This is a genomic window from Nonomuraea sp. NPDC004186 (assembly GCF_053603495.1).
In genome coordinates, this window is record NZ_JBSGFQ010000020.1 from 102,898 (window position 1) to 116,263 (window position 13,366).

At 69.6% G+C, this 13,366-nt stretch carries 10 protein-coding genes; 2 read left to right on the plus strand and 8 right to left on the minus strand.

Translation table 11 applies throughout. The annotated features are described in order from the left end of the window. Nucleotides 1–33: 33 nt before the first annotated feature. The 4 genes from ACWEPL_RS18870 to ACWEPL_RS18885 form a co-directional block, all read right to left on the minus strand. On the minus strand, nucleotides 34–1,821 hold the full coding sequence (locus ACWEPL_RS18870) for a DUF4434 domain-containing protein (protein WP_363977180.1): 1,788 nt from the start codon (nucleotides 1,819–1,821) through the stop codon (nucleotides 34–36). A 10-nt stretch (nucleotides 1,822–1,831) separates the two neighbouring features. After that, the gene (locus ACWEPL_RS18875; RefSeq protein ID WP_350732575.1) at nucleotides 1,832–2,923 is read right to left on the minus strand and encodes a glycosyltransferase; all 1,092 of its coding nucleotides are present in this window, start codon (nucleotides 2,921–2,923) and stop codon (nucleotides 1,832–1,834) included. 19 nt (nucleotides 2,924–2,942) lie between these two features. Then, on the minus strand, nucleotides 2,943–4,205 hold the full coding sequence (locus ACWEPL_RS18880; RefSeq protein WP_350732574.1) for a nucleotide sugar dehydrogenase: 1,263 nt from the start codon (nucleotides 4,203–4,205) through the stop codon (nucleotides 2,943–2,945). A gap of 121 nt (nucleotides 4,206–4,326) precedes the next feature. Continuing rightward, on the minus strand, nucleotides 4,327–5,874 hold the full coding sequence (locus tag ACWEPL_RS18885) for a glycosyltransferase family 4 protein (protein ID WP_363977185.1): 1,548 nt from the start codon (nucleotides 5,872–5,874) through the stop codon (nucleotides 4,327–4,329). 176 nt (nucleotides 5,875–6,050) lie between these two features. Here ACWEPL_RS18885 and wecB point away from each other — a divergent pair, with 176 nt between their 5' ends. Together wecB and ACWEPL_RS18895 are read left to right on the plus strand one after the other, a co-directional pair. After that, nucleotides 6,051–7,181, plus strand: coding sequence for a non-hydrolyzing UDP-N-acetylglucosamine 2-epimerase (wecB, locus tag ACWEPL_RS18890; RefSeq protein ID WP_363977188.1), 1,131 nt, complete (start codon nucleotides 6,051–6,053; stop codon nucleotides 7,179–7,181). 54 nt (nucleotides 7,182–7,235) lie between these two features. Further along, nucleotides 7,236–9,272 carry a glycosyltransferase family protein gene (locus ACWEPL_RS18895; protein ID WP_363977191.1) on the plus strand — a complete coding sequence of 679 codons (2,037 nt, stop codon included), beginning with the start codon at nucleotides 7,236–7,238 and terminating at the stop codon, nucleotides 9,270–9,272. Between the two features lie 208 nt (nucleotides 9,273–9,480). Here ACWEPL_RS18895 and ACWEPL_RS18900 read toward each other — a convergent pair whose 3' ends face one another. The 4 genes from ACWEPL_RS18900 to ACWEPL_RS18915 form a co-directional block, all read right to left on the minus strand. Next, nucleotides 9,481–10,128: a hypothetical protein gene (locus tag ACWEPL_RS18900; protein ID WP_363977194.1), complete on the minus strand. Its 648-nt coding sequence runs from the start codon at nucleotides 10,126–10,128 to the stop codon at nucleotides 9,481–9,483. A gap of 107 nt (nucleotides 10,129–10,235) precedes the next feature. Beyond that, on the minus strand, nucleotides 10,236–11,567 hold the full coding sequence (locus ACWEPL_RS18905; RefSeq protein ID WP_452436933.1) for a flotillin family protein: 1,332 nt from the start codon (nucleotides 11,565–11,567) through the stop codon (nucleotides 10,236–10,238). A gap of 79 nt (nucleotides 11,568–11,646) precedes the next feature. Then, entirely contained in the window at nucleotides 11,647–13,131 is a 1,485-nt protein-coding gene (locus ACWEPL_RS18910) for an SPFH domain-containing protein (protein ID WP_363977201.1), read from the minus strand. Nucleotides 13,132–13,145: 14 nt separating this feature from the next. Then, nucleotides 13,146–13,346 carry a hypothetical protein gene (locus tag ACWEPL_RS18915; protein ID WP_350732563.1) on the minus strand — a complete coding sequence of 67 codons (201 nt, stop codon included), beginning with the start codon at nucleotides 13,344–13,346 and terminating at the stop codon, nucleotides 13,146–13,148. Nucleotides 13,347–13,366 lie beyond the last annotated feature (20 nt).

Below are 13,366 nucleotides of genomic sequence, written 5' to 3' on the forward strand. Positions count from 1 at the left end.
TACACGTTGTCAGTAGTCGGCAGGTAACCGTGCCTACGTGACAATCCGAACGTGCAAGGGCTCCGTGGTGGCCTGGCCCGACGGGCCCTTGACGGTGACCTGCACCCAGTCGCCGGCCGGCACCTGCGTCCAGTCGAACGGCACCCACGCCGTGACCATGCCCTCGGCCAGCCCTTCCTGCCGGGTCTCGTCCAGCCAGCCGACGGCCGGCACCGACAGGTCCTTCGTCCCGCCGGACCACGTGATCGTGACGGTGCTGTCCTTGAAGTTGTAGCCGCGTACCTCCACCCCGTCCTGGACGTCGCGGGCCTTCCTGATCGCGTCCACCGCGATCGGCCGCCGCCAGTCGGTGGTGATCTCCTTCTCGAGCGACGGCGTGCCGCACGTCATGAAGTCGCTCCACATGTAGGAGACGACCTTCTGTACGTAACGCCCGGCCATCGTCACGGCCTGGTCCAGGCGCTTCTTGTCCGTCTTGCCGCGGGTGCCCTGCGGGGCGCACGGCTCCTTGCCGGAGGGCTCGAACGCCTCGACGTTCGCCCACAGGTCCACCTGGAAGCCGGCCGCGACCATCTCCGCGCGGGCCGCCGCCATCTCCCGGTAGTAGTCCCGCGTGGAGCCGTAGTAGGCCGTCCCGTACGTCGATTCCCCCACCACCGGGCGCAGCCGCTCGTCCACCTCGTCGTCGCGCTGGTCCGGCCAGAACAGCCCCACCTTGCCGGTCCCCCGGCTGTCCTGCGGCGCGATGATGCCGACCCCGGTCTTCGCCAGCGCCTTGAACGCCTCGGCCACCTGCTTGGGCGACTGCCCGAAGGGCACCCTCCTGCGCGCGTCCATGTAGGGGCTGATCAGGATGGGCTTGCCGAGCTCCTGCTCCACGATCGTGTGCTGGTCGGCGTACACCTCCAGCGTCGGGTTCGTGGCCAGGGTGTCCGCCATCTGGACCTCGAACGGCTGGTAGACGCCACCGAGCGAGTCGCGGTTGGCGAACCGCACGCCGTAGTCCTGCAGGATGCGCCGCGTCAGCGTGGTCAGCGTGCCGAGATGCTTCTTGTACGCCCTGGTGGGCGTCTTGGGGTCGCGCGGCGCCAGCGGCAGCGCCGGGAAGATCCGCATGCCGAACTGGTCGCCCAGGTCGAGGAGCTTGGCCAGGCTGTCCTCCTCCGACCCGGCCACCAGGATCATGTCGTACGAGGTGGCCTTGCCGGAGAAGTCGCACGTGGCGTCGTCCGAGCCGTCCGGCTGGGTGAGGAGCCGGTAGTAGATCCGCTTGCCCGCCTTGACGGGGTGCTCCATCTGCGGGCAGCGGAACAGGTTGGTGCCGAACGACTCGTCCGTGCGGTAGACGTACGTGCGGCCGATCCGGTTACCGGGGTTGGCCTCGCGCAGATCCCGCTCGGCCGCGTCGTGACAGGTGAGCCCGTCCTCCTCGCACGCCTTGTAGAGCGAGTCGAGCTCCCCGTCCCTCGTCAGGATCTCGCCCGAGTCGGAGACGGTGCGGAACTGCAGGCCGTACCCGATCCGGATGATCGTGTCGCCGCCCACGCTGTGGATCTCCTCCAGCTGGCTGCGCCAGGTGCAGGGGTTCGACCTGGGGGTGATCCAGTAGCCGGTGACGGCGTACGGGGCCCGCTCTCTGGTCTCGAACGTTCCACAGGGGTCGGTGAACTTCGACACCTTCGGCGTGGGGTCGGACGGCGACGGCTTGGGCGTCGAGGACGAGGCCGTGGGCGCCGGCTCGTCGGACGGCGGCATGACGATGACCACGGCGGCGACCACTGCCAGGATCGCTGCGCCCACGACGAGTAAGAGCCAGCGCACGGTCAGGAACCTACCCCCGCTTGACCCCGGCCCAGGACTCAAGCTGGGTCACGAAGCGCTTGGCCGAGTTGGGCCAGTGGTGGTTGGCCCGGGCCGCCGCGTAGCCGCGCGCACCCTGCGCCCGCCGCTCCCGTACGTCGTCCCGCAGCGTCAGGACGGCCTGCGCCACGGCCTTGGGGTCCTCCCAGGGCACCACGACGCCGCTGTCATAGCGCTCCACCAGCTCGACGGCACGCGGCGACGGGGTCGTGATGACGGGGATGCCGTGCGCCATGTACTCCACGATCTTCGTGGGCATCGAGTGGCGGTAGTTCGGCTCGTCGTGCAGCAGCGACAGCCCCGCCAGCGCCCCGTCGAGCCGCTTGAGCGCCTCGTCGTTGGGCATGAAGTCGCGCCACTCCAGCAGGCCCTCGGTGACGGCCTGGTTGAGCATCGGACGGCTCTGCGGGTCGGCGTACCCGATCAGCTCCACGGCCACCCGGTACGGCTGCAGCAGCTTCGCCACCTCGACGGCCTCGAACACGCCCCTGGCCCTGGACAGCCAGCCGAGGTAGACCACCCGGTCGTCGCCGGGAGGCGTCACGGAGTCGGGCACCCAGGTCTCGTTCGGGACGATCAGGTGGGCGTGCTTGAACCTGCCCGCGTACGCCGTCTCGGCCAGCAGCAGGTGCATGTGGCGCTCGGCGGTGCCTTCCAGCATGCGGGCGAAGAACCGCACGGGAGGCCGCAGCGGCGCCGGCAGCCACGGCTTGAGCGAGAGCGTGGCGGGGGTGTCCTCGTGCACGTCCCACACCACGGGCGGCCGGTTGCGCACGCCCCAGATGGCGAACAGCAGCTCGGGGTCGTGGATGAGGACGAGATCGACCTTGTCGCGCATGCGTTTGAACAGCCGCCGGGCGGCCCACACGGCCGACATCCGCTTGCGTTGGGCGGCACGGGGGAGGTCGACGCCGGTCACCCAGGGTCGCGGGACGACCCCGTGGGCGGTGAACGAGGCGGCGTACGTGACCTCATGACCGGCATCCACAAGGGCACGAATCTGCCTGTGCAGAATTCGAGCATCCTCGGGGTTATGCACCACCGTCATGACGAGCACGTGCACTGCGCGCAGCCCTCCGTCGCTACAGCCGCTCGACGCGTTCACCCTCGGTGAGCACACCGCGGGTGTCGAGCACGAGCCGGGCGTTCTCCTCGACCATGTCGAGGTCGAAAGCGGCGTGCTGCTGCAGCAGCAGCGTCACGTCCGCGTCGATCACGGCCTTGGCCAGATCCTCCTCACGCGGCACCGGGGTGCCGTCAACCGCCCACTCCTTGACATAGGGGTCCGCGAACGAGAGCTCGGCGCCCAGCTCCAGCAGCGCACGCGCCACCGGGAGGGCCGGAGTTTCGCGTTCGTCGGCGATGTCCGGTTTGTAGGTGACGCCGAGCATAACGACCCGGGCGCCGTTCACGGCCTTCTTATGCCGGTTCAGCAGTCGCTGGACGCGGGCCACCACGTACGACGGCATCCGCTCGTTGATCTCCTGCGCCAGCTCCACGAACCTGAACGGGTAGCCGAGCTTGCGCACGGTGTACGACAGGTACGACGGGTCGACGGGGATGCAGTGCCCACCGACGCCCGGACCGGGCAGGAACTTCTGGAACCCGAACGGCTTGGTCGCCGCAGCCTCGATCGACTCCCACAGGTTGATGCCGAGCTCGTCGCAGAAGATCGCCATCTCGTTGACGAGGGCGATGTTGACGTGCCGGTAGGTGTTCTCCAGCAGCTTGGCCATCTCGGCCTCGCGGGTGCCGCTGACCGGCACCACCTGCTCGATGAACTGCCCGTAGAACGCCGTGGCGCGGTCGCGGCAGGGCGGCGTGTAGCCGCCCACGACCTTGGGGGTGTTCCGCAGGCCGAACTTGGGGTTGCCGGGGTCGATGCGCTCGGGCGAGAAGGCGAGGTGGAAATCCTCGCCCGCGACGAGCCCCGAGCTCTCCAGCAGCGGCCTGGCCACCTCGTCGGTGGTGCCCGGCCAGGTGGTGGACTCGAGCACGACGAGCGTGCCCTTGCTCAGGTTGCGGCCGACGGCCTTGGTGGCGCCCTCCACGGCGGACAGGTCCGGTCGGTGGTCCTCGTCCAGCGGGGTGGGCACGCAGATCACGATCGTGTTGCTTCTGGCCAGCACGGTCTCGTCGAGCGTGGCGCTGAACCCGTTGGCCAGCATGTGCTCGAGATCGGCGTCGGCCAGGTCATCGATGTACGACTGCCCGGCGTTGAGCGCGTCGACCTTGGCGGGGTCGACGTCGAGGCCGACGACCCGCAGGCCGGCGGCGACCGCCTCCTTGGCCAGCGGCATGCCGACATAGCCCAGGCCGATGACAGCCAAGTCGATTTCTGTCACAGCAGCGCCTTAGAGAGCCGGAAACAACACTTCATGGTCGCAAAGGTTATCTCAAGTCCACCTAGCTCACGCCTAATGCGACCGAACACGTCAGAAGTGACAGCCAACGCGAAGGTCAACATTAGGCAAGCGACCGGTATAGGGCTTGATAAGTCTCGGCAACGCGGCTCCAAGTCCGCTTCGCCGCCACTTCCGCCCGTCCCGCCTCACCCATCTCAGCGCGCCGGGCCGGGTCCTCCCGGAGCCCCGCGATGGCCTTGGCGAGCGCGGCCGGGTCGCCCGGAGGGACGAGCATCCCGGCGCCGTCCGAGCCTACGAGCTCGGACAGAGCAGGCAGATCGCTGAGTACGACGGGCTTTCCGAGCGCCATCGCCTCGACGGGTTTCAATGGCGTAACAAGTCGGCATACCCGCAGGTCCTCTCGCGGGCAGGCGAAGATGTCGATGGCGTCCTGCGCCTGCAACGCCTCGTCGGGGCCGACCCGGCCCGGCAGGATGGCGTCGCCGAGGCCCAGCTCGTCGACCAGCGCCAGGAGGTTCTCGCGCTCGGTGCCGTCGCCCACGATGAGGACCTTTACGGGGGTGCCGTCGTCACGCAGCAGCGCGGCGGCCCGCAGCAGGGTGGCGAAGCCCTCGTAGGCCACGATGCTGGACACCGAGCCGACGACGATCTCACCGGGGGCGATGCCGTACGCGTTCCTGAACGAGGCGCCGTCGTAGTGGGCGGTCAGCAGCGAGTCGTCCACGGCGTTGGGCGCCAGGTGGATCTTCTCCCGCGGCACGCCACGCTCGACGATCTCCGTGGCCATGGTCTCGGCCAGCGTGACCACGGCGTCGGCCTCGCGCATGAGGAACGCCTCGCGCTCGCGCTGGAGCACCTGCCGCTCGCTGCCCACCCGGATCGGATCGCGCGAGGCCCAGGTCTCCTCCAGGAAGCCGCGTACCTCGTAGACGAACGGCGTGCCCGTCCTGTCGCGCACCGCGTGGGCCATGGAGCCGTTGCGGTGGTCGGTGGCGGCGTGCAGGACCTGCGGCTTGAGCTCGGTGACGAGCTTGGTGACCGCGTCGGCGCCCCTGATGATGCGCCCGCGCGTCTCGAACGGCATCTCGCCGTGGCCGTCGGGCAGCAGCCGGTAGTAGGGGATGCCGTCGATCTCCTCGAACGGCGCCGCGTCCGCGTGCCCCTGCAGCATCGGCCAGCCCCAGCTGGTGACCACGTGCGGGTCGAGCCCGGCGGCTTTCTGCGAGGTGACAATGCGGTGCGTGCGCACCGTGTACCCGGCCTGCGTGTACGGCAACGCGTTCGTGACCATGTGCAGCACCCGGCCCGCGACGCGGTCGGTGATGGCCACCTTCGGCCCGGGCGGGATCGGGTCAGGGCTGATCGCGGCCAGCTCGCCCCGGTAGTAGGCGGCCCTGCGCTTGACGAACGGGTACTTGGTGTGGGCTTCGAGCACCTCGGCGGCCTCGGTCACCCTGCCGGCGTCCCACAGCTCTTTGGCCTCGTTCCACGGCCCCTTGACCACGCGCATGCCGAACTTGCGCACGATGCGCCGGGCGCGCCGGGCGACGGGCCAGGCGACGCTGCCCACGACGGGACGCAGCCGGGGCGGGAGCGCGTCGGCGGCGGCCTGGGCCACCCGGACGGGGTCGGATTTGACCTTCGTCACGACGACACGGGAAACGATGATCGGGTGCTGAACGAAACCTTTGAGAAGTCCACCGACGCCGGCTCGGGCGGACTTCGCGGAAACCTTGGAGGAGTCTTGACGACTGGCGTCGGATGCCACGCGGTGACCGTACCATAGGCAACGTTTTTCCCCTTCCGCTATGAAAGGCGAGGTCAATGAGGGAGAACCCCCTGGTCCTGCACGTATTGGGCGCTCGCCCCAATTTCGTGAAAGCGGCCCCGGTGGTGCGGGCACTCGGTGAACTCGGCGTGCGGCAGGGCATCATCCACACTGGTCAGCACTATGACGCGCTGATGTCGGACGTCTTCTTCGCCGACCTCGGCCTCCCCGAGCCCGTCGCGAACCTGGGGGTCGGCTCGGGCAGCCACGCCAAGCAGACCGCGGCGCTCCTCGTCGGCCTGGAGGAGGTCGTCCAGGAGCAGGACCCCGACCTGGTCGTCGTCTACGGCGACGTGAACTCGACGCTGGCCGCGATCCTCGTCTGCTCCAAGCTGGGCATCAGGACCGCGCATGTGGAGGCGGGGCTGCGCTCGTTCGACCGGGGCATGCCGGAGGAGGTCAACCGGGTCGTCACCGACGCGCTGGCCGATGTGCTCTTCGCCACCTCCCCCGAGGCCCTGGCCTACCTGGCGAACGAGGGCGTGCCCGCGTCCAAGGTGCACCTGGTGGGCAACCCCATGATCGACAGCCTGTACTCGGCGCTGCCGTCGCTGGACCCGGCGCCCGTCGTGGAGCGGCTGGCCATACCGGCTCGTTATGCCGTGGCGACCCTGCACCGGCCCGCGAACGTGGACACCCCCGAGGCCGCCAAGGAGCTGGTGGACGCGGTGCTGCAGGTCTCGCGGCAGATCCCGATCGTGGTGCCGATCCACCCGCGCGGCAAGGCGCGGCTGGCCGAGGCGGGCCTGGTGGACGGGGAGTCGGTCAAGGTCGTCGACCCGCTGGGCTATGTGGACTTTCTCTCACTCGTACGCGGCGCCGCGCTGGTGGTCACGGACTCCGGCGGCGTCCAGGAGGAGACGACCGTGCTGGGCGTCCCCTGCCTGACCGTGCGGCCCAACACCGAGCGGCCGATCACGATCACGCACGGCACGAACCGCCTGGTCACGCCGACCGTCCTGCCGGCCGCCGCGGAGAAGGCGCTGGCCGACGGCGCCGCCACGCCGGCCGGCGAGCTGCCGGTGCTCTGGGACGGCCAGGCCGGGATGCGGATCGCGCGGGTGATCTCCGCCTGGCTGAAGGGCGACAACCTCGCTCCCGCCTCTCAGGCCAAACGCCCCGTTTAGCTGCCATATCCGCCGTAACATGACGTACCTCCGCTAAGCGATAGGCGTATCACCATGGCCGAAACCCCTGAAGAGCCCACGTACCAGCGGCTCGGGCCCGTCAACTGGCTGCCCGAGGAGCGCAAGCTCGTCGAGCGATTCGAGGCCGAGGTCAGGGAGCTGCGGCGGCGGCTGGAGATCGCCGAGGCCAAGGCCGCGTACGCGAGCTGGAAGCTGGAGGCCACGCAGGCGAAGCGGACGTACAAGCTGGGCGAGGCCCTGGGCTCGAAGAGCCCGGGGAAGATCGTCGAGGCGGTCCGGTCGAAGGAGAAGGCGCCGAAGCCGCCCGTACCGGTCTCCGAGGCGACCGAGCTCGCCAACCACCGACCGCCGCTCGTCGAGGTGCCGGCGGTGAAGTGGCCGAAGGGGCCGGTCAACCGGCCGGACCTGAAGGTCGCGGTGATCCTGGACGACTTCTCCCGGATGGCCTTCAAGTACGAGTGGGACCAGATCGAGTTCGGGCTCAAGGACTGGCCGGAGATCTTCGCCGAGAAGCGTCCCGACCTGCTGTTCTGCGAGTCGGCCTGGCACGGCAACCAGGGCCGCTGGCGCTACCAGATGACCGGCACCAACGCGCCCAAGGAGCCGCTGCGCGAGCTGGTGGCCTGGTGCAAGCGGGAGGGCATCCCGACGGTCTTCTGGAACAAGGAGGACCCGCCGAACTTCGACTTCTTCATCGACACGGCCAAGCTGTTCGACTACGTGTTCACCTGTGACGGTGACATGGTGCCGAAATATCGGGAAATTTTGGGACACGATCGGGTTGATGTGCTGCAGTTCGCGGCCCAGCCCCGCGTGCACAACCCGATCCAGCAGCGGCAGGGGCGCCTGCACGACGTGGTCTTCGCCGGGATGTACTTCCGCGACAAGCACCCCGAGCGCCGCGAGCAGATGGAGACCGTCATCGACCCGGTCAGGGAGCTGGGTCTGCACATCTTCGCGCGCAACGGCGAGGTGGACGAGAAGTACGCCTGGCCGGAGAAGTACCGGCCGCACATCGTGGGCGAGCTCCCCTACGACCAGATGCTGGCCGCGTACCGGATGTACAAGGTCTTCCTCAACGTCAACTCGGTGCTGGACTCGCCGACCATGTGCGCCCGGCGGGTCTTCGAGCTGTCCGCCTGCGCCACGCCTGTCGTGTCGGGGTGGTCACGTGCCGTCGAGGAGACCTTCGGCGACCTCGTCCCCATCGCGCGCGAGCCGGTCGAGTCGTACAACCAGGTCCTGCACCTGATCAACAGCCCCGAGCTGCGGGCCAGGATGGGGCACCTGGCGATGCGCGAGGTCTTCGACAAGCACCTGTTCTCGCACCGCGTGGACCAGATCCTCCAGGACCTCGGGCACCAGGTGCAGCCCAGGTCGCGCTCGATCTCGGTCGTGCTGCCCACCAACCGCGCCTCCCAGATCGAACACGCCATCTCCTCCGTGGCCCGCCAGATCCACCGGCCGCTCCAGCTCGTCATGGTGCTGCACGGGCTGGACATCGACCCGGTCGTGGTCGCCGACAAGGCCCGCATGGCGGGCATCACGGACGTCGTCGTCCTGCCCGCCGACGCGTCCCTGTCGCTCGGCGCCTGCATGAACCTGGGCATCTCGGCCGCCGAGGGCGACCTGATCGCCAAGATGGACGACGACAACCTGTACGGGGAGCACTACCTGTCGGACCTGGTGCGCGCGTTCGACTACTCCGACGCCGAACTGGTCGGCAAGGGGGCGCACTACGCGTACTTCGAGGGCAGCAACACGACCATGCTCCGCCTGCCGGGGCTGGAGCACCGCTACTCCTTCCTGGTCCAGGGCGGCACGTTCCTCGGCAAGGCGGACATGTTCCGCTCGTACGGCTTCGCGGACATCACCCGTGGTGAGGACACCCACCTGGTGCGGCGGCTGAAGGAGGACTCCGTCAAGATCTACTCGGCGGACCGCTTCAACTTCGTCTACTGGCGCAGCGCGGACGCGTCGATGCACACCTGGCAGGCGGACCACATCAAGCTGACCCGCAACGCCCAGTTCTCCTTCGTCGGCCGCCCGGACGACCACGTCCTCATCTAGGCCGGCGTCCCTTTGAGGAGAGCGCCGCGGAGAGGAGGTCCGCGGCACGCGCCCCCTGCGGACGGTGGCCGGCCCCGTTGGCCCGGCGCCCCTCCGCGACGCCCGCTCCCGACGCGCATCGGCGGGCGTTCCCTTTGGGAGCGTCGGGCAGGTGGTGCGGGCGGCGCCGCCCTCCGTCCTCGAAGGACCCCGGCCGAAGTGCGGCGGGTCAGTGGGTGATCTGGGCCAGGTTCTGGTCGGCGAGGCGGGCGAGCTCGTAGAGCCCCTGCGGCTTCACCCGCTGCCCCACCACCAGCATGCTCATGATCAGCGTCCCCCGCCGGATCATGACCGACCCGATCTGCGCGTTCTTCTGGCCCCCCGCCGCCGTCGTGAGGTAGGCCCGCGACTCGTCGCCCTTGGCCGGCATCGCCAGCATGCGCGTCTTGTAGGTCACCTGCGTGCCGCTCACGTCCGCGGTGTACGAGTTGCACTCCTTGGGCAGCGGCGCCGGGAAGGCCTTCCCGGGCAGCGCCACCACGGCCTGCGTGATCGAGCCGCGGTCGGCGGCGAAGGCGATCACCGCCGCCGGCGCCTGGGCGACGTCGGGAGTGTCGGCGTCGAGCTGGGCCGCGCCCGCGCACTCCGGCCGCTGCAGCTTGGCTGCGCGGACGGCCGCGAGGCCCTGCTGGGTGGACTTGAGCGAGCCGAACGCGCCCAGCTCGGGCCCGTACGCGACGTGCATGCCCTTGGGCACCGGCAGCAGGGCGGCGCGCAGCCGGGCCGTCTCGGCGGACGCCTGCGGCGCGGACGACGCGGCGGCCGCCGGCGCCGCCGACGGGGCGTTGTCGGCGGAACATCCGGCAATAGCCAGCAAACTCAGGAATATACCGGAAATGGGCTTCAGCATTCGTCCTCCAATTCGCTCCAGCGGTATTGTCAAAACGCTAGAGGAATGGAAGGCCGGACAGCCGAGTAACGTCGCTATTCGCGGGATTCAGTGGTTTTACGAACGATTTCCGGTTCGTTGCCGTTTGGCGATCCGCCGTTGAGCAGGGCTCTGGCCAGGCCCAATCCGGCACCCCCGAGCGTGAGCGCCTTGGCGAGCATTTCCTCGACGCCCTGCGCGCCGTTCAGGACCACCATGTGTTCGACGTTTCCGAACGCCTTCGAGCCGGCCTCGACGATTTCCGGCCAGCGTTCGGCGAGTTGCTGCGCGACGACCGCCTCCTGGTTGCTCGCCAGCGCCTCCGCGCGGGCCTTGATGGCCTCCGCCTGCGCCAGACCCTTGGCCCGCGCGGCCTCGGCCTCGGCGATGCCGCGCAGCCTGGTCGCCTCCGACTCCGCCTCGCCGCGCAGCCTGATGCCCTCGGCCTCGGCCTGCGCCTCGGCGACCGCCGCGCGCCGCGCCGCCTCCGCGAGCGTGACCTGCTCGTACGCCCTGGCGTCCGCGGGCCTGCGCACCTCGCCTTCCAGCCGCTTCTCGGCGAGCAGGGCCTCGCGTTCGGCGGCGGTCGTCTGCTGGACCACGACCTCCTGGCGGGCGGTGGCCTCGGCCAGCGGGCCCGCCTGCTTGGCCGCGGCCGACGCCCGGTCGATCTCGGCCTGGTACCCGGCCTGCTGGATGCGGGCCTCGCGGACCGCGGCGGCCTTCTTGATGGCGGCCTCCTGCTCGGCGGCGTTGGCCTCCTGGTCGCGGTGGGCCTCGGCGATCCTGGCCAGCGAGGCCACGGCGGCCGCGTGCGGGCGGCCGAGGTTGGAGATGTAGCCGGTGGCGTCGTCGATCTCCTGGATCTGCAGGGAGTCCACGTTCAGGCCGAGCTTGCTCATCTCGTCGGCCGACGACGTGCGGATCTCGTTGGTGAGCGCGTCCCGGTTGACGATCAGGTCCTCGACCGTGAGGTTGCCGATGATCGAGCGCAGGTGGCCCGAGAAGAGCTGGTGCGTCTTCTCGTCCACGGTCTTCTGCTGGTCGAGGAAGCGGCGGGCGGCGTTGGCGATGGAGACGAAGTCGTCGCCCACCTTGTAGATCACCACGCCGCGCACGTGCACCGGGATGCCCTGCTTGGTGACGCACTTGACTTCGAGCTGGGAGACGCGGCTGTCGAGCGACATGCGGCGCGCGGTCTGGAACCCCGGGACGACCAGCGCGCCCTTGCCCGTGACGATCTTGAAGCCGAGCGTCTCCCGGCCGCGGGCGCCCAGGCCCGAGATGAGGATCGCCTCGTTCGGCTCCGCGACCCGCCAGACCAGCTTGAACGCCACGACGCAGATGAACGCGATGAGGGCGATGATGCCTGCGAGCATTAAGTCCATGACCTGCTCCCGGGAGGACGTCGTCGTATAAGTTGCCGACCAGACTTCCCGGCTCGCCCCAATTGGAAGGTACGCCCGATCAAGGCGCTTTACTAGATATTTCCGGCTCCGTCCCATTGGGAGTCCCATTGGGAGCGGCGCCGTTAAGTAGGGCCCTGGCCAGGCCGATTCCGGCGCCGCCGAGCGTGAGGGCCTTGGCCAGCAGTTCCTCGACGCCCTGGGCGCCGTTCAGCACCACCATGTGGTCCACGTTCCCGAACGCCTTCGCGCCCGCCTCCACGACCTCCGGCCAGCGCTCGGCGAGCTGCTGGGCGATGACCGCCTCCTGGTTCTCCTTCAGCGCCTCGGCACGGGCCCTGATCGCCTGCGCCTCCGCCAGGCCCTTGGCCTCCGATGCCTCGGCCTCGGCCAGACCCAGCGCCTTGGCGGCCTCGGCCTGCGCCAGACCGCGGGCCCGGGCTGCCTGGGCCTCGGCCTCACCGGCGATCTTCGTGGCGGCGCCGGAGGCCTCGCCGCGCAGCCGTACGGACTCGGCGTCCGCCGCGGCGGCCAGCTTGACCTGGGAGGCCTGCGCGGCGGCGCGCAGCTCGGTCTCCCTGGCCTCGGCCTCCGCCTGCGCGATGCGGGCGTCGCGCTCGGCCTGGGAGAGCGTGACGGTCTCGTACGCCTTGGCGTCGGCGGGCTTGCGCACCTGCGACTGCAGCCGCTGCTCGGCGAGCTTGGCCTCCAGCTCGGCGGCCCTCGTCTCCTGGACCACCACCTCCTGGCGGGCGGTCGCCTCCGACAGCGGGCCGGCCTGGCGGGCGGTGGCCTGGGCCTGGTCGATCTCGGCCTGGTAGGAGGCCTCCTTGATGCGGGAGTCGCGGCGGGCGGCGGCCATGTTGGCGGCGGCGATCTGCTCGGCCTCGGTGGCCTCCTGGTCGCGCTGGGCCTGGGCGATGCGGGCGGTGGAGGCGACCTTGGCGGCGTGCGGCTTGCCGAGGTTGACGATGTAGCCGGTCTCGTCGTCGATCTCCTGGATCTGCAGGGAGTCGACGATCAGGCCCAGCTTGCTCATCTCGTCGGCGGCCGAGGCCCTGGTCTCGCTGGTCAGGCGCTCGCGGTTGAGTATGAGGTCCTCGATGGTGAGGTTGCCGATGATCGAGCGCAGGTGGCCGGTGAACAGCTCGTGGATGGCGCTCGTCATGAAGTCCTGCTGGTCGAGGAAGCGGCGGGCGGCGTTGGCGATGGAGGACAGGTCGTCGCCGACCTTGTAGATGACCACGCCGCGGATGTGCACGGGGATGCCCTGCTGGGTGACGCAGGAGACCTGGAGGTTGGCGGCCCTGGTGTCCAGCCGCAGCCGCCTGGCCGCCTGGAACCCGGGCAGCACCGCCGCACCCTTGCCTGTGATGATCTTGAAGCCCAGGCTGTCCACGCCCTCGCCGCGACGGCGGGCGCCCAGCCCGGAGATGATCAGGGCCTCGTTGGGTTCCGCGACCCGCCACACGGCCTTGAACAGCAGGATGATGATGACTGCGGCGGCGACGATGCCGCCGGCGGCGATGTAGAACTCGGGGGACATCGGAGCGGCCTCCCTTAGACGAGCGCCCTGACCACGTAGACGGTCCGCGGGGGGAAGTACTCGACCACGACCACGATGGATCCGGTCAGGAACTCCTCGTCGGGCACGCTGGGATGTGCGTAGAACGCCTCCACGCCGCCCCTGACCGGGATCATGACCTCGCCGACGAGCCCTGGGCCGATCTTTCCCGTGACCCTGCCCTGCTTGCCGACCACCTGACTCCCCCCGCTCGCGA